We start from the raw sequence: 20,673 nt of genomic DNA, 5'->3' as shown, positions 1-20,673 counted from the left end.
CTAGGTGATCGTCGGGCTGCTCTCCGCCGTTGGCGGTGGGACCGGGGGGGCATCGTGCGCGGTCAACGCCTCGCGCGCCTCCACGACGTCTCGGCCCACCTCCGCCGCGATCGAGGCGGCCTCGCCGCGCGCCAGCGCGACCGTCGCGATGATCACCAGGGCCACCGCCGAAACCAGCACGAACGCGGCGGGACCCTTGGTGTAGAGCGTCTCGCCGAGCACCGTGACCCCGAGCACGCCCGCCACCACCGGCTTGGCCACCGTCATCGTCGGCAACGACGCGGTCAGCGCGCCCGCGCGGAAGGCGGACTGCTGAAAAACCATTCCGCACAGCGCGACCGCCAGCCAGGGGTAGAACTCGGGCGCGGTCAACACGGCGCCGGGCCCCTCCTCGGCCACCTCGACGACGCCCTTGGTCAGCACGGCGAACAGCGCCAGCGAGGAACCGGCGACCACGGCCAGCAGCACCGCCGCGACCGGCCGCCCCTTCCAGACCCGCGCCGCCAGCACGCACAGCACCAGCGTGGGACCCATCACCACGGCCACGATGAGCCACGTCTCTAGCGGCGCCCGCTGGTTGCCGGCCGTCGGGTCGCCGACGATGATCACTACGGCCAACGCCGCCGCCAGCACCACCGCCCAGACCCACTCCCAGCGGGTCACCCGTTGCCTGGTCAGGCGCGCATAGATCGGCAACGCGAACAGCAGCGCGGTCACCTGCAGCGACGTCACGAGCACCACCGACCCCCACGCCAGCGCACCGGCCTGCAGGCTGTAGTTGGTGATCGCGGCCAGGCCGCCAATCCACCATCGCTTGTCGCGCAACGACATGCGGAACAGCTCGAGGTGGCCGACTTCCTTGTCGGTGATCTCGTGCGCGGACCGCTGCCGGATCACGTCGCCGACCGCGGAGGCCAGCGCGGCGCACAAGGCGATCAGCGCGGCGACGTCAACTTTCGACATGGGGACCCCTCACCAGCGTTCCGTCCGAAAGCTGTATGTACACGTGCCGTTACCTAACAGTTCAACGACCACTGTAATGGGGCGCGCCGGGGTCTCGACCCCAGCGAACCCCGGTGATCCGTCGACGAACCGGGCCGCACCTGCGAAAAACCCCCGGGAAATTGCGCGATTCGGCCATCGCGATCACCCCCTCGGAAGCCACTGCGAGAAAACGACCATCGGCCTGTGCCACCGTACCGGGCCGGGCGCCGCCGCCAAATGGTCGGAGCGACGGTGGAATCGAACCGTTATCCCGGCGCGCCGGGTCCCGCCCAGGGCGAAGTGTGGGTCCGGTCCGGCGTTTGCGAAGCTAGCCGACGCGGGCGAAGGCCGGGCGCGGCAAAACAGTAGGCGCGCTTCGCCCGCCAAGCTGCTTGAATACTGTTGGAAACGGTCAAAGAGCGTTAAGGGAGCCGCCACGCGCGGCAGGCGCGCGGAACACCACCGCGCGAAGTTGCAGAAGGGTTGGTGACGAGCGCATGACGTCCGACGAGCCCGGCAGCAACGCCCCACCCAAGCCGGTGCCGCGCCCGGGCCCGCGCCCCGGACCCCGGCCCGTGAGCCCGGGGCCGCGACCCGTCCCGGTGGTCGCCCATCCGTCCAGCGATCCGCACCGGTTCGGCCGCGTCGACGACGACGGCACCGTCTGGCTGATCAGCTCGGCCGGCGAACGCGTCGTCGGTTCCTGGCAGGCCGGCGACCGCGAGGCCGCCTTCGCCCACTTCGGCCGGCGCTTCGACGACCTGAGCACCGAGGTCACCCTCATGGAGGAGCGGCTGGCGTCGGGCACCGGGGACGCCCGCAAGATCAGGACGCACGCGTCGGCGCTGTCCGAGACGTTGCCGACCGCGAGCGTCCTCGGTGACGTCGACGCGCTCGCGGCCCGGTTGGCCGGCCTGCTCGAGCGCGCCGACGCGGCCATCGCCGAGGGCCGCTCGAAGCGCGAGGAGCATCGGGCCGCCCAGACCGCCCGCAAGGAGGCCCTGGCCGCCGAGGCCGAAGACCTCGCCGCCAACGCGACTCAGTGGAAGGCCGCCGGCGACCGGTTGCGCGCGATCCTCGACGAGTGGAAGACGATCAGCGGCCTGGACCGCAAGGTCGACGACGCGCTGTGGAAGCGCTATTCGGCCGCGCGGGACACCTTCAACCGGCGGCGGGGTTCCCATTTCGCCGAGCTGGACCGGGAGCGGTCGGGGGTCCGGCAGTCCAAGGAACGGCTCTGCGAGCGCGCCGAGGAACTGTCCGATTCGACGGACTGGACCGCCACCAGCGCCGAGTTCCGCAAGCTGCTCACCGAATGGAAGGCGGCCGGGCGTGCGACCAGGGAGGTCGACGACGCCCTCTGGAAGCGCTTCAAGGCGGCCCAGGATTGCTTCTTCACCGCCCGCAACGCGGCGGCGGCGGAAAAGGACGCCGAGTTTCGCGCCAACGCCACCGCCAAGGAGGCGCTGCTGGCCGAGGCGGAAAAGATCGATACCAGCAATCTCGACGCGGCGCGGGCGGCCTTGCGGTCCATCGCCGACAAGTGGGATGCCATCGGGAAGGTGCCGCGGGAACGCTCCGGCGAGCTGGAGCGCCGGCTGCGCGCGGTCGAGAAGAAGGTGCGCGACGCCGGCGACGCCGATTGGTCCGACCCGCAGGCGCAGGCCCGCGCCGAACAGTTCCGCACCCGCGCCGAGCAGTACGAACAGCAGGCGCTAAAGGCCGCGGCGGCCGGCCGGACCAAGGAGGCCGACGAGGCCAGGGCCAACGCCGAACAGTGGCGGCAGTGGGCCGACGCGGCCGCCGAGGCGCTGACGCGCCGGTCCTAGCCTTTCGGTGGGGCCTCGGGGTCGTCCGGTTTGTCGAGGGTGTCCAGCAGGGTCATCGACTGCCGCGCTGCGGCGATCCGGCGCCGCTCCTCCTCGGCGGCCAGATGCACGACGGTGCGCGCCCAGACCAGGCGGGCCCAGTGAAACGTCAGCACCATCACGGTGATCCACGCGACGATCAGCCCCACACCCGGCCCGGGATGCCCGGCGGCCACGGTCTGGCGCGACCAGATCGCCAGCAGGCCCGCGCCGCACGCGATCGCCGAGCCCGCCAGCGCCACCCAGGCCAGCGCCCAGCGCCGGGTCATCAGCGCGAGCATCGAAAAGCCCACGCCGAACACCAGTGCCAGCCAGGCGAACACACGCGACGGGAGGGACACCGCGGCGGCGCCGGCGCCATGGCTGGAGAACAGCACGTCCCAGCCGCGCACGTGCCCGGTGTGCGGCAGGATGAACGACGCCAGCAGCACGAACACCAGGATCGCGACCACCAAAGCCCTTGGGCCGGGCTCGATTTCGCCGGCCACCCGGCGTTCGGCGGCGTCGATTTCGGTCCGCAGCGCGTCGATGTCGGTGTGTTCTTTTTTCATCTTGCACATCCCAGGGGTTCGAGCGGATCGGTGGCCGGCCCGACGGCCGGCATGCCCAGGCCGATCGTGCGCGGGCGCCGCCCGGCGGCGTGGGCGTCGCCCGCCCGGGTGCGGCGGTGGCGCAGGATGCCGGCATCGGCGATGAGATGGTGCGGCGCGGCCCCGGTGACCTCGGCGGTGACGATGTCGCCGGGCCGCACTTGGTCGTTCGAGGCTTCGGAACAGGAGAAGTGCACCAGCCGGCCGTCGCGCGCGCGTCCGGTCATGCGCGCCGTGCGGGCGTCCTTGCGCCCTTCGCCGGTGGCGACCAGCAATTCGACGGTCTGCCCGACCAGCGCGCGGTTGCCCTCCAGCGAGATCTGCTCCTGCAGCTCGACCAGCCGCTCGTAGCGTTCCTGCACAACGGCTTTCGGTAGCTGGCCGTCGAAGTCTGCCGCGGGGGTGCCGGGCCGCTTGGAGTACTGGAAGGTGAACGCCGCCGCGAAGCGGGCCTGGCGCACGACGTCGAGGGTGGCGGCGAAATCCTCTTCGGTCTCGCCGGGAAATCCGACGATCAGGTCCGTGGTGATCGCCGCGTGCGGCATGACCGCCCTCACGCGCTCGATGATGCCCAGGTAGCGCTCGGCGCGGTAGGAGCGGCGCATCGCGCGCAGCACCCGGTCGGACCCGGACTGCAGCGGCATGTGCAGGGCCGGGCAGACGTTGGGTGTCTGCGCCATCGCCTCGATGACGTCGTCGGTGAACTCGGCCGGGTGCGGCGAGGTGAACCGCACCCGTTCCAGCCCGTCGATGCGCCCGCACGCCCGCAGCAACTCGGCGAAGGCGCCGCGATCGCGGGGCTGCGCCGGGTCGGCGAAGGAGACGCCGTAGGCGTTGACGTTCTGGCCCAGCAGGGTGATTTCGAGCACGCCGTCGTCGACCAGCGATTGGACCTCGGCGAGGATGTCGGCCGGGCTGCGGTCGACCTCCTTGCCGCGCAGCGACGGCACGATGCAGAACGTGCAGGTGTTGTTGCACCCGACGGAGATGGAAACCCAAGCGGCGTAGGCGGATTCGCGTGCGCTGGGCAGCGACGACGGGAACTGCTGCAACGCCTCGGCGATCTCCACCTGGGCGACCCTGTTGTGCCGGGCGCGGTCGAGCAGCGTCGGCAGCGACCCGATGTTGTGCGTGCCGAACACGACGTCGACCCACGGCGCCTTGCGCAGCAACGCGTCGCGGTCCTTTTGGGCCAGGCAGCCCCCGACGGCGATCTGCATGTCGGGGTTGCCGCGCTTGCGCGGGGCCAGGTGGCTGAGGTTGCCGTACAGCTTGTTGTCGGCGTTCTCCCGCACGGCGCAGGTGTTGAAGACCACCACGTCGGCGTCGGTCCCGTCGTCCGCGCGCCGGTAGCCGGCCGCCTCCAGCAGGCCCGCCAACCGCTCCGAGTCGTGGACGTTCATCTGGCAGCCGTAGGTACGCACCTGGTAGGTACGCGCTCCCGAAACGTCTCGGGCCACCATCGAAGTCACGGGGCCATGGTACGGCGACCGGGGTCGGCCGAATGAACCCGCAGCTTAGACCCGGCGGCGCTCGCGTTCGGCGGCCAGCTCGGCGAGCACCACCTCGCACGCCAGGTTCTGGCCGTAGCCGCGGCGCGCCAGCATCCCCACCAGCCGGCGACTCAGCCGCGCGTCGTCGTCGCTGAGCGTCTCGCGCCGCAGCTTGGCCCGCACCAGCTCTTCGGCCCGGTCCCGCTCGGCGGCGGCGTCGATCCCGGCCAGCGCGGCGCCGATCAGCTCTTTGCCGACGCCCTTGGTCCGCAGCTCGGCGGCCAACGCGCGCCGGCTCTTTCCCGCCTTGGCCCGCCGGGACTCGACCCACTGTTCGGCGAACTCGGCGTCGTTCACCAGGCCGACGGCGGCCAGCCGGTCGAGCACCCGCTCGGCGACGTCGTCGGGGTATCCGCGTTTGGACAGCTGGGCGGACAGCTCGGCCCGGGTGCGCGATCTCGCGGTGAGCAGGCGCAGGCACAGCGCCCGCGCCTGCTCCTCGCGGGAGGGCTCAGAAGTCGACGGGGGCGGGGAGGACGTCTTCATCGGTCACGACCGCGCCAATGCCGAGCTTTTCCTTGATCTTCTTCTCGATCTCGTTGGCGATGTCGGCGTTTTCCATCAGGAAGGTGCGCACGTTCTCCTTGCCCTGGCCGAGTTGTTCGCCCTCGTAGGTGAACCACGAACCGGACTTGCGGATGAAGCCCTGGTCCACCCCCATGTCGATAAGCGAGCCCTCGCGGCTGATGCCCCTGCCGTAGAGGATGTCGAATTCGGCCTGCTTGAACGGCGGCGACACCTTGTTCTTGACGACCTTGACCCGGGTGCGGTTGCCGACCGCGTTGGTGCCGTCCTTGAGCGTCTCGATCCGGCGCACGTCCATGCGCACCGACGCGTAGAACTTCAAAGCCTTTCCGCCCGTTGTCGTTTCGGGCGAGTTATGCACCATCACTCCGTCAACGAAGTAATTGTGATTGCCCTCGACCTCGATATCGAACCGATTCATCGACCGGGTGTGCGGTTTGACATGCACATCGAGAACGCGGGCCGGTACCAACTGCTGCGTGGGTTCGGCGAACTGTGGCGTCACCGTCCCCTGACCGCGGAAGCGCGGCAACAGCTTGTACTCCATGGACGGCGCCATGTACGGCGCCACCAGCTTCTGAAACTTCGCGGTTGCCGCGGTGGAGAACACCAGCACCGCCTTACCGGCTGAACCAGCCTGACGCAGACGCACATCCAAGCCGTACGTATCACACAGGTAGTCACGCAACCGCGCACGGGTGCCTTCGCTCATGGCTTCGACGCAAATCTCGATGCGCCCGCTGCCACCTGCCGTACGCTCCTGCAATCCCTTGGAACGCAAGGTGAATGAGCCGTCATCCATGTACCAAATAGCCAGAGCCAGGGGCGTGAGCACCTTGAGATACTCCTCGGACAAGAACTTCTTGCCGTCCCCGAGATAGACCGCGCGCTGTAATTCAGCGAGCTCGGGCAGTGGGGTGAAGTCGACAAAGCTCGCGCCCTTTGCGTTCTCTCGCACCGAATGCCGAATGTTGCCCATTAATGCGGTCTTCCACTGCAGGTAATCCAACTGCTTGGCGCCGTGTCCCAGACGGAAACGGACCCCATTGCGATCGCGTCGGTTGGATGAGAGGTTCCCGTCACCCATCAGCGATCCCAATACCACCTGGAACTGCTGATCGCTGAGCAGATGGGGTTCGGTGGCCAGCACCCGGTCGCCTGCGATGAGATCACCGGCTTCTGTCCAGCCGCCCGGCGTGCGAATGAGGTGGTTGGGCGTCGCGGCGAATTGCGACTTGCCGTTACCGCTGGACTTCTCGACGGTGAACTGGAGGAACTGTTCCGCCGGCCCGTTGTTGAACCAGCTCACAACCTTGCGAGGCACAACCTGGTCCGTCTTCGGGTCGTAGGACAGCACCTCGACGTCCATCTTGCTGTTGACTATCTTGCCGATCTTTTCGGTGGTGCCATCTGCAAGAGTCACTCGGGTCGAATAGTTCATGCACCCAAACATCACGCCGATCTTTTCCCGGAGCTGGTTGATGAAGATCGCCGTGGTGCCCGAGTTGTTGAGCGCGCCGGTCATCTTCCGCAGCGCCTGACTCATCAGCCGGGCCTGCAGCCCGACGTGGCTGTCGCCCATCTCGCCCTCGAGCTCCGCGCGCGGCACCAGGGCCGCCACCGAGTCGATGACCAGGATGTCCAGGGCGCCGGAACGGATCAGCATGTCGGCGATCTCCAGCGCCTGCTCACCGGTGTCCGGCTGGCTGACCAGCAGCGAGTCGGTGTCGACGCCGAGCTTCTTGGCGTAATCCGGGTCCAGGGCGTGCTCGGCGTCGATGAACGCCGCGACGCCGCCGGCGGCCTGGGCGTTGGCCACCGCGTGCAGCGCGACGGTGGTCTTACCCGAGGACTCCGGGCCGTAGATCTCCACGACCCGGCCACGTGGCAGGCCGCCGATGCCCAATGCCACGTCCAGTGCGATGGATCCGGTCGGGATGACCGAGATCGGTTGGCGCATCTCGTCGCCGAGACGCATCACCGAGCCTTTGCCGTAGCTCTTCTCGATCTGGGCCATCGCCAGCTCGAGGGCCTTCTCGCGGTCGGGGGCTTGCGTCATGATGCCTCTTCCTATCGTCGTTGTGTTCTTCTGACCGGTATCGGTCGGTTGGCGGTGACCCTAGGCGCGGGGTCCGACAAGTCCCCGAACGCTCACCACAGTAGCCGAACACCTGTTCGATTCAAGGTGACACGCCGGGCGCCCGACGGCGTGTGGCAACATTTGCTACCGACAAGGCGCTGACGGGGCTGACAACCTGAGGAAACCGGTGCGAATCCGGTGCGGTCCCGCCACTGTGATCGGGGACGGACACGTCCCGACCCGAGAGCCAGATACTCACCGTCAGCGCTTCCTCACGAGAACTGGGGCGGATTTCCCCTTAAGAGGGTTGGTTGCGCATGGACATTTCTGCCGAGCTGGCCGAAATATCTTCCTACAAGAGGTTTTTCACGTTCACCGTGGGCGGCGACGCGGCGGGGTGGCATCCGGTCGGGCAGTCATACGCCGACGGGTTCGCCGACCTGATCGAGGCCACCGCGCGGCGCTATCACACGTCGGACCTGCGGATCGCCGCCTCGCTGGTTCACCTCGGCCACGCCACGCGGTTGTGGTCGCCGGTGCTGGCGTGTGCGCTGGGCCATGGCGTGATCCCCGATCTCAAATGCCTGCAGCGCGCCGACGACGGGGCGCAGCTGCGCATCCCCGAGCCCGTCGGGCAGGCCGTCGACCGGCCGTCGGCGAAGTTGCTGTACCGCCTCGTCGTCCGGGGCCACATGAAACCGTTCGCCGCCGGCCTGCGCGTCAAGCTGGCGCCCGCCCTGCTGGCGGGCAACATCGCGTCCGCGCTGGTCGGGGCGTCCCGGGCGCTGCTCGTCGCGCGCCCCGACCTGCGGCCCGCGATCATCGAGATGACCGAGTCCCTGCTGGAAACCGGCATGCTGGCCGGTTCCGGCATGATCACCGGCTCACACCTGGGCTTCCGGCGTCGCAGCTGTTGTCTGTTCTATCGCGTGCCCGGGCGATCGGTCTGCGGCGACTGCGTGTTTCGCCGTGAGCGTCCGGGCCGCTGAGTGTGCACCCAGGGCGCCAACACTCGCACACTCACCACTGATCGCGCGGCACGTCGAAATCGGCGCACAGGGCGCGCCAGACGTCGCGGGGGTCCACCCCGTCCTCGATCGCCTGGGCGGCGGTGCGGCCGCCGAACCCGGTCAGCACGTGATCCACCAGCACCGACGCGCCGTAGGTGGAACCGAACCGCAACACAACCCGCTCGTTGAACTCCGTCAGCCGCACGCACGCCAACATACCCACCGAGCTACCCCGCTAAAGCCAGCGCTTCGCGGCACACCCACACCGGGTCGGCGACGTCGGCAATGCCGGCGGCGGCCTGGCGCGCGGCGTCGCGGTAGCCGGGCGACGACAGCACGTCGCCCACCGCGGCCACCAGCGCGTCGGCGGTCAGCGGCCGGATCAGCCGTCCGCTCCCCTGGCGCACCACCCGGTTGGCCATCTCCCACTGGTCCCCGCCGCCGGGGACCACGACCAGCGGCACGCCGGCCAACAGCGTCTTGCTCACGATCCCGTGGCCGCCGCCGCAGATCATCAGGTCGGCGTGCGCCAGCAGCTCGGACTGGCGCCCGAGGCCGGCCACCGCGTACGGCGGCAGCGTCAGCTCCGCCCCGCCCAGCCGCGAGACCACCAGGCGCGAGCCCGCCGGCAGCGTCTCCCCGGGTATCAGGCACTGCAGCGCGGCCTCGGCCAGGCCCGACGTGCCGGTCGACGCGGTCGACGGCGCGACCACCACCACCGGCCCGGGGCCGGGCGGCACCTCGAGCACCCGATCGGTCGGCTCGAAGTGCAGCGGCCCGACGACGACGGCCTCCGCCGGCCAGTCCGGGCGCGGCACCTCGAGGGCGGGCAGCGTGGCGATGAGGCGGCGCAGCGGCCCCGGGTCGACGGCGGGCAGCCCGATCTCGAGCCGGGCGGCCGCGCGCTGCTTGATGCCGGCGCGCCAGGATCGCCCCGTCAGCGCCCGCATGCCGGCGTCGCGCAGCCGGCCGCGAAAGCCGGTGCCCGGCGCCAGCCCGCTGCCGATCGGCGGCAGCCCCTTCGACGGCAAATACAGCGGATGCGGGTTGAGCTCGATCCACGGGATCCCCAGCAGCTCGGCGGCCATCCCGCCGCCCGCGGTGATGACGTCTGAGACCACCAGGTCGGGCGCCAGGTCGCGCAGCGCCGGGACGTTGAGCACGGCCATCCGCGCGGCGCGGCGATGGATCCGGGCCCCGGCGTCGATGTCCTCGTCGGTGGCGGCCAGCCCGTCCAACTCGGCGGCGTCGATGCCGACCGCGCGGGCGGCGCCGGTCCATTCCGCGCCGGTGAAGAGGGTGGGCCGATCGCCCGCCTCGACGAAGCGCTGGCACAGCGCGATCGCGGGGAACGAGTGCCCGGGATCCGGCCCGGCGACCACGGCGACACGCATCGACCCCACCCTGCCACAGCGCCGCGCCGCCACGCACAACCCCGGTCGAATAGGCTGGCGGCCATGACCGAGCTGACTGACACAGGCGTCGCGAACACCCGCACGGTCGAGGGTTTCCTGAACGCGCTTCAAGATTCGGACCTCGAGGCCGCCGAGGCCGCGCTGGACGACAACCTCGTCTACGAGAACGTCGGCCTGCCCACGATCCGCGGCCGCGCCCGGGCGATCAAGCTGTTCCGCGCGATGGAGGGCCGCGGGGCGTTCGAGGTGAAGATCCACCGCATCGCCGCCGACGGCGCCGCGGTGCTCACCGAGCGCACCGACGCGCTGATCGTCGGCCCGCTGCGGCTGCAGTTCTGGGTCTGCGGCGTGTTCGAGGTGCACAACGGCCGAATCACGCTGTGGCGGGACTACTTTGACTTCTTCGACATGTTCAAGGCGACCCTGCGCGGCCTGGCGGCCCTGGTCGTGCCGTCGCTGAAGGCTTCGTTCTAGGCGTTCTAGGCCTTCGGCAACCCGCCCAGCTCGTCGAACGCCTGCGCCCAACCCAGCAGGCGGTCGGTCGCGCCGACCAGCTCGTCGCGGTAGCGCTGCCGCGCCGCGCCGGCCCCGTCGCCGTTCGCCGACGACACCAATTGCGCTGCGGCGGTGACCATTTCGTTGTACTGACGCACGCCGGCGCTCAACTGCGCGGTGAACGCGTTGATCGTGGGCACCAGATACGACCGCGACGACTCCGCGTACTGGGCCGCCCGCTCCATCGACACCACCTCGGCGGCGGTGGCCGCCATCGCCGAAGAGCTCTTGCCGGCCGCCGCACTCAAATCACGGATCTCGTCCGCCGGCAGCATGGCGCCACGCTCGATTACGCCCAACAGCGAGGAGAAGCCGCGCTCGGAGGCGCCCAGCGCGTACATCGCGGGCCGGGCGGCGGAGCCCGGCGGCGGCAGCCGACGCGTGTTGGCGGTCCGCCGCGCCGGCAGCGGCTCGGCGCGCAGCCAGCGATACCGCAGCAGCAACAGCGTCGCCGGGATCGCCAGCACGACCGCGATGGCGCCGGTGACCTCCAGCAGCAGCGCGAACCAGCCCCACGCCGCCAGCACGCCGGTCACCACGATCCAAAACAGGCAGCCGACGCCGAAGATCACACCCCACCGCAGCGCCCGGCGGCGGCGGCGCAGCAACCGCGCCCGCGGATCGACGGCGGCACTGATCTTTTGGGCCACGAAGCCGGAAAGGTCAGCGGCGGTGTCCAATCCGCGTTGCAACACCGCCCGCCATGGCGAGCGCTGAGCCGCCTTCACCGCCATCGCGAACCGTCCGCGGCGTTACTGACCAAAGGGCTTCTCGGCGACCTGACCGCCGGCGCTCTCCGCGGGCGCCGGAGTGGCCCCGGCGGCGGGCGTCCCACCCGCCGGCAGGGCGTCGCCGCGCATCGACGCGCGGATCTGCTCGAGCCGGGAGTGGCCCGCCATCTGGATGCCGGCCTGCTCGACCTCGAGCATCCGGCCCTGAACGGAGCCCTGGGCGAGTTCGGCCGACCCGATCGCGTTGGCGTAGCGGCGTTCGATCTTCTCGCGAACCTCGTCGAGGTTCGGGGTGGTGCCCGGGGCGGCGATCTCGCTCATCGACCGCAGCGACGCGCTGACCTGTTCCTGCATCTTCGCCTGCTCCAGCTGGCTGAGCAGCTTGGTGCGCTCGGCGATCTTCTGCTGCAGCACCATCGAGTTCTGTTCGACGGCCTTCTTGGCCTGGGCCGCTGCGGACAGCGCCTGGTCGTGCAGCGTCTTGAGGTCTTCGACGCTCTGCTCGGCGGTGACCAGCTGCGCCGCGAACGCCTCGGCGGCGTTGTTGTACTCGGCGGCTTTGGCGGCGTCGCCCGCGCCGGTGGCCTGGTCGGCCAGCGTCAGCGCCTGGCGCACGTTGACCTGGAGCTTTTCGATGTCGGCCAGCTGGCGGTTGAGCCGCATCTCGAGTTGGCGTTGGTTGCCGATCACCTGCGCCGCCTGCTGGGTCAGCGCCTGGTGCTGGCGCTGCGCCTCCTCGATCGCCTGCTGAATCTGCACTTTGGGGTCGGCGTGCTCGTCAATCTTGGCGTTGAACAGCGCCATGAGGTATTTCCACGCCTTGACGAACGGATTGGCCATCAGTCAGCTCCACCTTCGCTTCTCGTATGCCGGGCAGGCGCCCTGCCGCTCAATTTAGTGGGTCGGCGACGATCGCCCCACCCCTGACGCGGGATCGCCGGACCGGGCTAGGCCACGGCGAGCGAGGCCACCGGCGGAATGACGACCTTGGTGCTGGCATCGATGGTGCTGCTCGCCCCGGCGGTCGCGGCGCTGTGGGCCGCGTGTTCCGCACTGGCCATCCGCTCCCCGGCGCCGGTGAGGACCGCCGACAGCGGCACCTGCAGCGCGTCGCAGATCGCGTTGAGCAGCTCGCTGGACGGCTCCTTGCGGCCGCGCTCCACCTCCGACAGATATCCGAGGCTCACCCGTGCCGAATCCGAGACCTCCCGCAGCGTCCGGCCCTGTGACGTCCTGGCCCGACGCAACACGTCGCCGATGACCTCGCGCATCAATGGCGGCATCCCGCCCTCCTTCGTCCAGTCAGCCCTGCTCAGCACGAAAAAACAGACCCCATTCAGCAGGCACTCATAAGGGTCAACGCCGCCGAGGGCGGCCTGGTTCCCGTTCAGCCGGTCGTCTGGCGAACTCGCCTGACGGTCCTGATCGTCCCGGCGACGTAGTCGATGCCGGTGACCACCGTGAGCACGATCGCGATGCCCATCACCACCGCCGCCACCACCCGGAACGGTCCGGTCAGCGGGAGCACGAACAGGCCGATCGCCAGCGCCTGAACCACCGTCTTGAGCTTGCCGCCCCAGCTCGCCGGGATGACACCGCGGCGGATCACGGCCAGCCGCAGCAGCGTGACCACGACTTCGCGGGCCATGATCACCACGGTGACCCACCACGCCAGGTCCCCCAGCATCGACAGGCCGATCAGCGCCGACCCGATCAGCGCCTTGTCCGCGATCGGATCGACGAACGCGCCGAATTCGGTGGCCATTCCGTAGTTGCGGGCCAGCAAACCGTCGAACCGGTCGGTCAGGCAGGCGACGGCGAAAATCACGAAAGCGACTGTGCGCCCGACGATTTGGTGACCGTCGCCGGTGAACAACGCGAACAGGAAGATGGGGACCAGCACCAGCCGCAGCAGTGTCAGGACGTTGGCGAGGTTGGCGATGCGGGCACGGCCAGCCATTCCGGACGTTTCAGGCTGTGCCGACACGGCATCAGAATAACCGTTGACCAGCGCTCCCTTCGCCGTTGCCGATACTGTTACCCGTGACCGAAAGCTCACGCGACCGCTCGCCCGTGGTCCGGCGCGCGCGAACGTCGGACGTTCCCGCGATCAAACACCTCGTCGACACCTACGCCGGGCGCATCCTGCTGGAAAAGAACCTGGTGACGCTGTACGAGGCCGTCCAGGAGTTCTGGGTGGCCGAGGACGCCGACGGAAAGGTGGTCGGCTGCGGGGCGCTGCACGTGCTGTGGTCGGACCTCGGCGAGATCCGCACCGTCGCCGTCGACCCGTCGGTGACCGGGCAGGGCATCGGCCACGCGATCGTCAACCGGCTGCTGGAGGTCGCGCGCGAGCTGCAGCTGCAGCGGCTGTTCGTGCTGACCTTCGAGACCGAGTTCTTCGGCCGGCACGGGTTCACCGAGATCGAGGGCACGCCCGTCACCGCCGAGGTGTACGAGGAGATGTGCCGCTCCTACGACATCGGTGTCGCCGAGTTCCTGGACCTGAGCTACGTCAAACCCAACATCCTGGGGAACTCCCGGATGCTTTTGGTGCTCTAGTCCTGCGAACAGACAGAGAATCGCACAAAATGCATGCTTCCAGTGCGATTCTGCGTCTGCTCGGCGCTATTCCGGAGCGTCCCCGTCGGAGCCGCCGTCCAGGCCCCGGATCGCGGCCAGCGTCGCGGCCAGCTCGTCGGGCTTGACCAGCACGTCGCGCGCCTTGGAGCCCTCGGACGGCCCGACGATGCCTCGGGTCTCCATCAGGTCCATCAGCCGGCCGGCCTTGGCGAAGCCGACCCGCAGCTTGCGCTGCAGCATCGAGGTCGAGCCGAACTGGCTGGACACCACCAGCTCGACGGCCTGCAGGAACACGTCCATGTCGTCGCCGATGTCGGGGTCGACGTCGGTGCGCTCGCTGGTCGTCTTGGCGGTGGTGACACCCTCGGTGTATTCGGGTTCGGCCTGGTCCTTGCACGCGTTGACGACGGCGTGGATCTCGTCGTCGGTGATGAAGGCGCCCTGCAGCCGGACCGTCTTGCTGGCGCCCATGGGCAGGAACAGGGCGTCGCCCATGCCGATCAGCTTCTCCGCGCCGGCCTGGTCCAGGATCACCCGGCTGTCCGTGAGCGACGACGTCGCGAACGCCAGCCGGGACGGCACGTTGGTCTTGATCAGGCCGGTGACGACGTCGACCGACGGGCGCTGGGTGGCCAGCACCAGGTGGATGCCCGCGGCGCGGGCCTTCTGGGTGATCCGCACGATGGCGTCCTCGACGTCGCGCGGCGCGGTCATCATCAGGTCGGCCAGCTCGTCGACGATCGCCACCACGTACGGGTAGGGCCGGTATTCGCGCTGGCTGCCCAGCGGCGCGGTGATCGCGCCGGAGCGCACCTTGGCGTTGAAGTCGTCGATGTGGCGCACCCGGGAGGCCTGCATGTCCTGGTAGCGCTGCTCCATCTCCTCGACCAGCCAGGCCAGCGCGGCCGCCGCCTTCTTCGGCTGGGTGATGATCGGGGTGATCAGGTGCGGAATGCCTTCGTACGGCGTGAGTTCCACCATCTTCGGGTCGATCAGGATCATCCTGACCTCCTCGGGGGTGGCCCGCGTCAGCAGTGACACCAGCATCGAGTTCACGAAGCTGGACTTGCCGGATCCGGTGGAGCCGGCGACCAGCAGGTGCGGCATCTTGGCCAGGTTCGCCGAGATGAAGTCGCCCTCGATGTCCTTGCCCAGCCCGATCACCAGCGGGTGGTGGTCGCGGCGGGTCGACGGCGCGGTGAGCACGTCGGCCAGGCGCACCATCTCCCGGTCGGTGTTGGGCACCTCGATGCCGACGGCGGACTTGCCGGGGATCGGGGCCAGCATCCGCACGCTCTCGGTTGCCACCGCGTAGGCGATGTTCTTCTGCAGCGCGGTGATCTTCTCCACCTTCACGCCGGGGCCCAGCTCGACCTCGTAGCGGGTGACGGTGGGTCCGCGGGTGCAGCCGGTGACGGCGGCGTCGACCTTGAACTGGTTGAGCACCTCGCTGATGGCGTCGGCCATGACATTGTTGGCGGCGCTGCGCTTCTTGGGCGGATCGCCGGCGATCAGCAGGCTCAGCGCCGGCAGCGTGTAGGGTCCCTCGACCACCCGGTCCACCACCAGCGGTTCCGGCTTCTTGGTGCGACGGCGGCTTCGCCCGGGTTCGGGGATGGTGGGCGTGTCGTCGGCGATCGGTTCGTCGGGACTGGCCGCCGCGGCGGCGGCCGACGGCCACGCCTGCGGTTCCGGTTCCGGGGACTCGTCGTAGTAGCCGTCGGAGAAGTCGTCGCGGGGCTGATCGTCGTCGTCGAACTCGTCCGCGTAGTCGTAGGCGATGTCGTCGTCGCCGAGCAGCCGGCCGCCGAACATGGAACGCACCACGTCGGGCACCTCGCGAATGGTGGTCCCGGTGAGCAGCAGCAGCCCGAACATGAAGCCGATGAACAACAGCGGCGCGGCGATCCACGGCGTCAACCCGTCCGACAGCGGCCCGCCGATGGCGAAACCGATGAATCCCGCTGCGCGGCGGCGCAATTCGGGATCCTCCGGCGAGCCGGACCACAGGTGGCGCAGGCCGAGGGCCGACAGGGCGATCAGGCTGCCGCCCAGGATGAGCCGCGGGCGCGCATCGGGATTTGGCTCGGTCCGCATCAGCGTGACCGCCACCGCGGCGGCGACCACAGGCAGCGCCAGGACGCCCGAGCCGATGAAGGTCCGCAGCAGCGTGTCGACCCACGCGCCGACGGGGCGGGCGGCGTCGAACCACGAGCTCGCGGCGACCACGACGGCGACGCCGAGCAGCACCAGCGCGATCCCGTCGCGGCGGTGCCCGGGATCGATGTCGCGGGCCCGCCCGATGGAGCGCGCGGCGCCGCCGGTGCCGCGGGCGGCCATCAGCCAGGTGGCGCGCATAGCGCGGCCGCAGGTCAGCCCCGTGGCGACCAGCAGCGAGGAGTTCCGGCGCTTGGCGGGCCTGCCCGCCTTCTTGCGGGGCGCCGCCGGGCGCGCGCTTCGTGACCTCCCCCGCGACGGTGCCTTTGACCTGCTCGTTCGGGCTCCGGAGCGGGCGGCGGTCTTACTTGGCATGACGCTCAGAGTAGTCGCAAAAGCCTCATCTACACCACCCGCCACACTGGTAACCATCGCCGGGCGGGCGAGGCCGCCAATCAGGCCTGGGTAGGGTGGCTAGCGGTGATCTACGTCATGCCGTCACCCACCCCTCTCACCCCCAGGAGGCCCTGAGCATGCCCGTCGTCGTCGTCGCCACCATGACCGTCAAACCCGAATCGGTCGACACCGTCCGCGACATCCTGACCACCGCGGTATCGGAAGTGCACGAGGAGCCCGGCTGCCAGCTGTATTCGCTGCACCAGACCGGCGAGACCTTCGTCTTCGTCGAGCAGTGGGCCGACGAGGAAGCACTCAAGGTGCACAGCACCGCCCCGGCGATCACCAAGCTGTTCACGGCGGCCGGCGAGCACCTGGCCGGCGCGCCGGACATCAAGATGCTGCAGCCGGTTCCCGCCGGCGACCCGGACAAGGGGCAGCTGCGCGCGTGAGTGGTAACGCCCCGCTGCACGGAAAAGTCGCGCTAATCACCGGGGCCGCCCGCGGCCAGGGCCGCGCGCACGCCGTGCGGCTGGCCACCGACGGCGCGAACATCATCGCGGTCGACCTGTGCGAGCAGATCGCCAGCGTCCCCTATCCCCTGGCCACCCCGGAGGACCTGGCGGCCACCGTCAAGCTCGTCGAGGACACCGGCGCCCGCATCGTCGCCAAGCAGGCCGACGTCCGCGACCGCGAATCGCTTGCCGCCGCGGTGCGGGCCGGCCTCGACGAATTCGGCCGGCTGGACATCGTGGTCGCCAACGCCGGCATCGCCCCGATGGCGTCCGGTGACGACGGCTGGCGCGACGTCATCGACGTCAACCTCACCGGCGTCTACAACACGATCAAGGTCGCGATATCGCCCATGGTCAAGCAGGGCAGCGGCGGGTCGATCGTGCTGATCAGTTCGGCCGCCGGGCTGGCCGGGGTGGGCAGTCCCGACGCCGGCTCCGTCGGCTACGCGGCCGCCAAGCACGGCGTGGTAGGGCTGATGCGGGTATACGCGAATCTGCTTGCGGGCCAAAACATCCGGGTCAACTCGATCCATCCGACGGGCGTCGAAACCCCGATGATCAACAACGAGTTCACTCGGGAGTGGCTCGCCAAGATGGCGTCGCAGACCGACCAGCCGCGCAGCCTGGGCAACGCGCTACCGGTGGAAGTGCTGCAGGCCGAGGACATCGCCAACGCGGTGGCGTGGCTGGTCTCCGACCAGGCCCGCTACATCACCGGTGTCACCCTGCCCGTCGATGCGGGCTTCTTGAACAAGTAGTCGCCCATGGCGCGAAATCCCGCGGCGCAGACGGCGTTCGGCCCGATGGTGTTGGCCGCCGTCGAACACAACGAGCCGGCCGGGCGCCGACTGGTGGACGACGACCTCGCGGAACTGTTCCTGCCGCGCCCGCTGCGATTGCTCGCCGGCGCGACGCGCTGGGGCCCGGCCCGCCGCCTGATGATCCGCGGCTCGGAGTTCACCGGCCCCGGGCTGTGGGCGAATCTGGCCTGCCGCAAGCGCTTCATCGACGACAAGATCGCGGCGGCGCTGGGCGACGCCGACGCCGTCGTCATCCTCGGGGCGGGCCTGGACACGCTGGCCTATCGGCTGACCCGGCGGGCCCGCATCCCGGTCTTCGAGGTGGACCTGCCGGTCAACATCGCGCGCAAGGCGAAGACGGTGCGCCGGGTGCTCGGTGAGCCGCCGCTGTCGGTTCGGTTGGTGGCGCTGGACTTCGAGCGCGACGACCTGCTCACCTCGCTGGCCGAGCACGGCTATCGCCCCGACTACCGGGCGTTCTTAGTGTGGGAAGGGGTCACCCAGTACCTGACCGAGGACGGCGTCCGGCGCACCCTCGAGGGACTGCGCGCGGCCGCGCCCGGCAGCCGGATCGTATTCACCTACGTCCGACGGGATTTCATCGACGGCAGCCATCGGTACGGCACCCGCACGCTGTACCGCAACGTCCGCGAGCGTCACCAGCTGTGGCACTTCGGCCTGAACCCCGACGAGGTCGCCGGGTTCATCGGCGAATACGGCTGGCGGCTGGTGGAGCAGGCCGGCCCCCACGAGCTCGTGGCACGCTACGTGCGGCCCGCCGGCCGCAAACTCGGTGCCTCGCAACTGGAATGGTCGGCGTACGCCGAGAAGAGCTAGACCTCGATGACGGTCGGCACGATCATCGGCTGCCGGCGGTAGGTTTCGCCCACCCACTTGCCGACCGTGCGGCGCACGCCCTGGGCGATGCGGACGGGATCGGTCACGTTGTCGGCGGCCAGCTGCTCCAGCTCCGCCTCGACCTTGCGCACGGCCGGCTCGAGCGCCTTGGGGTCTTCGGAGAAGCCGCGCGAAATCAGTTGCGGCGCGGCGGCCGGACGCCCGGTGCCGCGCTGCACCACCACGATCGCCGCGATGAAGCCCGACGACAGGATGAGCCGCTCGCCCAGGGTGATGTCGCCGACGTCGCCGGTGATCAGCCCGTCGACGAACATCTTGCCCACCGGCACGGCCCCGGCGATCGTGGCCTTGCCGGCCATCAGGTCGACGCTGACCCCGTTCTCCGCCAACAGGATTGAGTCCTGCGGCACCCCGGCGCGCGCCGCCAGCTTGGCGTTGGCGCGCAGCATCCGCCAGGTGCCGTGCACCGGCATCACGTTGCGCGGCCGCACGCCGTTGTAGAGGAAGAGCAGCTCGCCCGCGTACGCGTGGCCGGAAACGTGAACGCGCACTTGCTGGTTGGTGACGACGCGGGCGCCGATCTTGGCCAGCTCGTCGATGACGCCGTACACCGCCTCCTCGTTGCCGGGGATCAGCGACGACGACAGGATCACCAGGTCCTCGGACGTCAGCGTGATGCTGCGGTGCTCACCGCGCGACATCCGCGACAGCGCCGACATCGGTTCGCCCTGGGTGCCGGTGGTGATCAGCACGACCCGCTCGGGCGCCATCATCTCGGCGGCGGAGATGTCGATCAGGTCGGAGTCGTCGACGCGCAGGAAACCCAGCTCCCGCGCGATGCCCATGTTTCGCACCATGGAGCGCCCGACGAACGATACGCGCCGCCCCAAAGCCACTGCGGCGTCGATGATCTGCTGCACCCGGTCCACGTTGGAGGCAAAACACGCCACGATCACGCGGCCGTCGGCGCCCCGGATCAGCCGGTGCAGCGTCGGGCCGACTTCGCTTTCCGACGGGCCGACGCCCGGGATCTCCGAATTCGTCGAGTCGCACAAGAACAGGTCCACACCCGCGTCGCCGAGCCGGGACATGCCGGGCAGGTCGGTGGGCCGGCCGTCGAGCGGCAGCTGGTCGAGCTTGATGTCGCCGGTGTGCAGCACGGTCCCGGCGCCGGTGTGCACGGCGATCGCCAGGGCGTCGGGGATGGAGTGGTTGACGGCGAAGTACTGGCACTGGAATACGCCGTGCGTGCTGCGCTGCCCCTCGGTGACCTCGACGAAGACCGGCTTGATGCGGTGCTCGCGGCATTTGGCGGCGACCAGCGCGAGTGTGAACTTCGAACCGACGACCGGGATGTCGGGGCGCAGCTTGAGCAGGAACGGGATCGCCCCGATGTGGTCCTCGTGCGCGTGGGTGAGCACCAGCGCCTCGATGTCCTCGAGGCGGTCCTCGATGTGGCGCAGGTCCGGCAGGATCAGGTCGACGCCGGGCTCGTCGTGGGTGGGGAACATCACCCCGCAGTCGATGATCAGCAGCCGGCCCAGGTGCTCGAAAACCGTCATGTTGCGGCCGATTTCGCTGATGCCGCCCAGCGCGGTGACCCGCAACCCGCCCGGAGCCAGGGGACCCGGTGGGGCGAGTTCCTCGTTCACGCTCGACTCACCTGAGAACCGAGGCCGCGCGCATGTCGGCGGCCAGCGCCTCGATCTGCTCCGGCGTCGCCGGCATCTGCGGCAACCGGGGGTCGCCGACATCGATGCCCTGCAGGCGCAGACCCGCCTTCGACATGGTCACCCCGCCGAGCCTGCCCATGGCGTTGCACAGCGGGGCGACCGCGACGTTGATCTTGCGGGCGGTCGCCATGTCGCCGGAGGCGAAGGCGGACAACAACTCCCGCAGCTGGCCCGCGGCGACGTGCGAGATCACGCTGATGAAGCCGGTGGCGCCCATGGCGAGCCACGGCAGGTTCAGCGCGTCGTCGCCGGAGTAGTAGGCCAGTCCGGTTTCGGCGATGATCTGGCCGCCGCTGTGCAGGTCGCCCTTGGCGTCCTTG

Annotated in this window: 21 protein-coding genes and 1 riboswitch; of the genes, 7 read left to right on the top strand and 14 right to left on the bottom strand. The window is 69.6% G+C overall.

Translation table 11 applies throughout. The features are described from left to right. Complete coding sequence (locus A5712_RS16720) at positions 1–963, bottom strand: DMT family transporter (RefSeq protein WP_068107237.1); 963 nt, start codon at positions 961–963, stop codon at positions 1–3. Between the two features lie 518 nt (positions 964–1,481). Between A5712_RS16720 and A5712_RS16715 the strand changes: the two genes are divergently transcribed. Then, positions 1,482–2,813, top strand: a complete 1,332-nt coding sequence (locus A5712_RS16715) for a DUF349 domain-containing protein (RefSeq protein ID WP_068107235.1) — start codon at positions 1,482–1,484, stop codon at positions 2,811–2,813. On the opposite strand, the gene A5712_RS16710 is transcribed toward A5712_RS16715, so the two are convergent. Genes A5712_RS16710 through recA form a run of 4 tightly spaced genes read right to left on the bottom strand, consistent with a single transcriptional unit; the run spans position 2,810 to position 7,579 of the window. Then, positions 2,810–3,412: a hypothetical protein gene (locus A5712_RS16710; protein WP_068107233.1), complete on the bottom strand. Its 603-nt coding sequence runs from the start codon at positions 3,410–3,412 to the stop codon at positions 2,810–2,812. The genes A5712_RS16715 and A5712_RS16710 overlap by 4 nt on opposite strands. After that, positions 3,400–4,905, bottom strand: a complete 1,506-nt coding sequence (gene miaB, locus A5712_RS16705) for a tRNA (N6-isopentenyl adenosine(37)-C2)-methylthiotransferase MiaB (protein ID WP_068107318.1) — start codon at positions 4,903–4,905, stop codon at positions 3,400–3,402. The genes A5712_RS16710 and miaB overlap by 13 nt, the downstream gene beginning before the upstream one ends. A 54-nt stretch (positions 4,906–4,959) precedes the next feature. Further along, on the bottom strand, positions 4,960–5,481 hold the full coding sequence (gene recX, locus A5712_RS16700) for a recombination regulator RecX (protein WP_068107231.1): 522 nt from the start codon (positions 5,479–5,481) through the stop codon (positions 4,960–4,962). After that, positions 5,447–7,579 carry an intein-containing recombinase RecA gene (gene recA / locus A5712_RS16695; RefSeq protein ID WP_068107230.1) on the bottom strand — a complete coding sequence of 711 codons (2,133 nt, stop codon included), beginning with the start codon at positions 7,577–7,579 and terminating at the stop codon, positions 5,447–5,449. Before recA ends, recX begins: the two co-directional genes overlap by 35 nt. A gap of 166 nt (positions 7,580–7,745) precedes the next feature. Beyond that, positions 7,746–7,878, top strand: a riboswitch (cobalamin riboswitch). A 39-nt stretch (positions 7,879–7,917) separates the two neighbouring features. Here recA and A5712_RS16690 point away from each other — a divergent pair. Further along, positions 7,918–8,589 carry a (2Fe-2S)-binding protein gene (locus A5712_RS16690; protein WP_068107228.1) on the top strand — a complete coding sequence of 224 codons (672 nt, stop codon included), beginning with the start codon at positions 7,918–7,920 and terminating at the stop codon, positions 8,587–8,589. A gap of 31 nt (positions 8,590–8,620) precedes the next feature. Here the strand turns inward: A5712_RS16690 and A5712_RS16685 are convergent, their stop codons facing one another. Together A5712_RS16685 and A5712_RS16680 are read right to left on the bottom strand one after the other, a co-directional pair. Next, the gene (locus A5712_RS16685; protein WP_068107226.1) at positions 8,621–8,827 is read right to left on the bottom strand and encodes a DUF3046 domain-containing protein; all 207 of its coding nucleotides are present in this window, start codon (positions 8,825–8,827) and stop codon (positions 8,621–8,623) included. Between the two features lie 10 nt (positions 8,828–8,837). Next, entirely contained in the window at positions 8,838–10,004 is a 1,167-nt protein-coding gene (locus A5712_RS16680; RefSeq protein ID WP_068107316.1) for a glycosyltransferase, read from the bottom strand. A gap of 63 nt (positions 10,005–10,067) precedes the next feature. Here A5712_RS16680 and A5712_RS16675 point away from each other — a divergent pair, with 63 nt between their 5' ends. Continuing rightward, positions 10,068–10,499, top strand: coding sequence for a limonene-1,2-epoxide hydrolase (locus A5712_RS16675; RefSeq protein WP_068107224.1), 432 nt, complete (start codon positions 10,068–10,070; stop codon positions 10,497–10,499). A 5-nt stretch (positions 10,500–10,504) separates the two neighbouring features. Here the strand turns inward: A5712_RS16675 and A5712_RS16670 are convergent, their stop codons facing one another. The 4 genes from A5712_RS16670 to pgsA form a co-directional block, all read right to left on the bottom strand. Further along, positions 10,505–11,314 (bottom strand): hypothetical protein, encoded by an 810-nt coding sequence (locus A5712_RS16670; protein ID WP_068107222.1) that lies wholly within the window; start codon positions 11,312–11,314, stop codon positions 10,505–10,507. A gap of 18 nt (positions 11,315–11,332) precedes the next feature. Next, complete coding sequence (gene pspA / locus A5712_RS16665) at positions 11,333–12,151, bottom strand: phage shock protein PspA (RefSeq protein WP_068107220.1); 819 nt, start codon at positions 12,149–12,151, stop codon at positions 11,333–11,335. Positions 12,152–12,258: 107 nt separating this feature from the next. Continuing rightward, the gene (gene clgR / locus A5712_RS16660; protein WP_068107218.1) at positions 12,259–12,594 is read right to left on the bottom strand and encodes a transcriptional regulator ClgR; all 336 of its coding nucleotides are present in this window, start codon (positions 12,592–12,594) and stop codon (positions 12,259–12,261) included. Positions 12,595–12,698: 104 nt separating this feature from the next. After that, entirely contained in the window at positions 12,699–13,271 is a 573-nt protein-coding gene (gene pgsA / locus A5712_RS16655) for a CDP-diacylglycerol--glycerol-3-phosphate 3-phosphatidyltransferase (RefSeq protein ID WP_068107216.1), read from the bottom strand. Positions 13,272–13,354: 83 nt separating this feature from the next. Between pgsA and A5712_RS16650 the strand changes: the two genes are divergently transcribed. Further along, positions 13,355–13,873, top strand: a complete 519-nt coding sequence (locus A5712_RS16650; protein WP_156766600.1) for an amino-acid N-acetyltransferase — start codon at positions 13,355–13,357, stop codon at positions 13,871–13,873. 66 nt (positions 13,874–13,939) lie between these two features. Here the strand turns inward: A5712_RS16650 and A5712_RS16645 are convergent, their stop codons facing one another. Next, entirely contained in the window at positions 13,940–16,483 is a 2,544-nt protein-coding gene (locus A5712_RS16645; protein ID WP_197519417.1) for a DNA translocase FtsK, read from the bottom strand. 101 nt (positions 16,484–16,584) lie between these two features. Between A5712_RS16645 and A5712_RS16640 the strand changes: the two genes are divergently transcribed. From A5712_RS16640 to A5712_RS16630, 3 genes are read left to right on the top strand one after another with little or no spacing between them, the layout of a single operon-like run. Next, complete coding sequence (locus A5712_RS16640; protein WP_068107211.1) at positions 16,585–16,899, top strand: putative quinol monooxygenase; 315 nt, start codon at positions 16,585–16,587, stop codon at positions 16,897–16,899. Then, complete coding sequence (locus A5712_RS16635) at positions 16,896–17,720, top strand: mycofactocin-coupled SDR family oxidoreductase (RefSeq protein WP_068107210.1); 825 nt, start codon at positions 16,896–16,898, stop codon at positions 17,718–17,720. The genes A5712_RS16640 and A5712_RS16635 overlap by 4 nt, the downstream gene beginning before the upstream one ends. A gap of 6 nt (positions 17,721–17,726) precedes the next feature. Next, positions 17,727–18,599 carry an SAM-dependent methyltransferase gene (locus tag A5712_RS16630; protein ID WP_068107208.1) on the top strand — a complete coding sequence of 291 codons (873 nt, stop codon included), beginning with the start codon at positions 17,727–17,729 and terminating at the stop codon, positions 18,597–18,599. Here A5712_RS16630 and A5712_RS16625 read toward each other — a convergent pair. Together A5712_RS16625 and A5712_RS16620 are read right to left on the bottom strand one after the other, a co-directional pair. Next, positions 18,596–20,272: a ribonuclease J gene (locus tag A5712_RS16625; protein ID WP_068107206.1), complete on the bottom strand. Its 1,677-nt coding sequence runs from the start codon at positions 20,270–20,272 to the stop codon at positions 18,596–18,598. The two genes, A5712_RS16630 and A5712_RS16625, sit on opposite strands and share 4 nt — an antisense overlap. A 7-nt stretch (positions 20,273–20,279) precedes the next feature. Continuing rightward, positions 20,280–20,673 (bottom strand): dihydrodipicolinate synthase family protein (locus tag A5712_RS16620; RefSeq protein ID WP_197519416.1); only part of this gene is annotated, 394 nt, incomplete at its 5' end.

Origin of the sequence: Mycobacterium sp. E2327 (assembly GCF_001672675.1) — a bacterium.
GTDB lineage: Bacteria > Actinomycetota > Actinomycetes > Mycobacteriales > Mycobacteriaceae > Mycobacterium.
This window is presented reverse-complemented; position numbering and strand designations above follow the sequence as displayed.

Bases quoted from the DNA above. Each gene is read 5' to 3' on its own strand.
- A5712_RS16675 (WP_068107224.1), top strand. From the start codon at position 10,068: ATGACCGAGCTGACTGACACAGGCGTCGCGAACACCCGCACGGTCGAG.
- recX (WP_068107231.1), bottom strand. From the start codon at position 5,481: ATGAAGACGTCCTCCCCGCCCCCGTCGACTTCTGAGCCCTCCCGCGAG.
- clgR (WP_068107218.1), bottom strand. From the start codon at position 12,594: ATGCCGCCATTGATGCGCGAGGTCATCGGCGACGTGTTGCGTCGGGCC.
- A5712_RS16685 (WP_068107226.1), bottom strand. From the start codon at position 8,827: ATGTTGGCGTGCGTGCGGCTGACGGAGTTCAACGAGCGGGTTGTGTTG.
- recA (WP_068107230.1), bottom strand. From the start codon at position 7,579: ATGACGCAAGCCCCCGACCGCGAGAAGGCCCTCGAGCTGGCGATGGCC.
- A5712_RS16640 (WP_068107211.1), top strand. From the start codon at position 16,585: ATGCCCGTCGTCGTCGTCGCCACCATGACCGTCAAACCCGAATCGGTC.
- A5712_RS16710 (WP_068107233.1), bottom strand. From the start codon at position 3,412: ATGTGCAAGATGAAAAAAGAACACACCGACATCGACGCGCTGCGGACC.
- A5712_RS16680 (WP_068107316.1), bottom strand. From the start codon at position 10,004: ATGCGTGTCGCCGTGGTCGCCGGGCCGGATCCCGGGCACTCGTTCCCC.
- pspA (WP_068107220.1), bottom strand. From the start codon at position 12,151: ATGGCCAATCCGTTCGTCAAGGCGTGGAAATACCTCATGGCGCTGTTC.
- pgsA (WP_068107216.1), bottom strand. From the start codon at position 13,271: ATGGCTGGCCGTGCCCGCATCGCCAACCTCGCCAACGTCCTGACACTG.
- miaB (WP_068107318.1), bottom strand. From the start codon at position 4,905: ATGGTGGCCCGAGACGTTTCGGGAGCGCGTACCTACCAGGTGCGTACC.
- A5712_RS16645 (WP_197519417.1), bottom strand. From the start codon at position 16,483: ATGGTTACCAGTGTGGCGGGTGGTGTAGATGAGGCTTTTGCGACTACT.
- A5712_RS16720 (WP_068107237.1), bottom strand. From the start codon at position 963: ATGTCGAAAGTTGACGTCGCCGCGCTGATCGCCTTGTGCGCCGCGCTG.
- A5712_RS16630 (WP_068107208.1), top strand. From the start codon at position 17,727: ATGGCGCGAAATCCCGCGGCGCAGACGGCGTTCGGCCCGATGGTGTTG.
- A5712_RS16690 (WP_068107228.1), top strand. From the start codon at position 7,918: ATGGACATTTCTGCCGAGCTGGCCGAAATATCTTCCTACAAGAGGTTT.
- A5712_RS16715 (WP_068107235.1), top strand. From the start codon at position 1,482: ATGACGTCCGACGAGCCCGGCAGCAACGCCCCACCCAAGCCGGTGCCG.
- A5712_RS16670 (WP_068107222.1), bottom strand. From the start codon at position 11,314: ATGGCGGTGAAGGCGGCTCAGCGCTCGCCATGGCGGGCGGTGTTGCAA.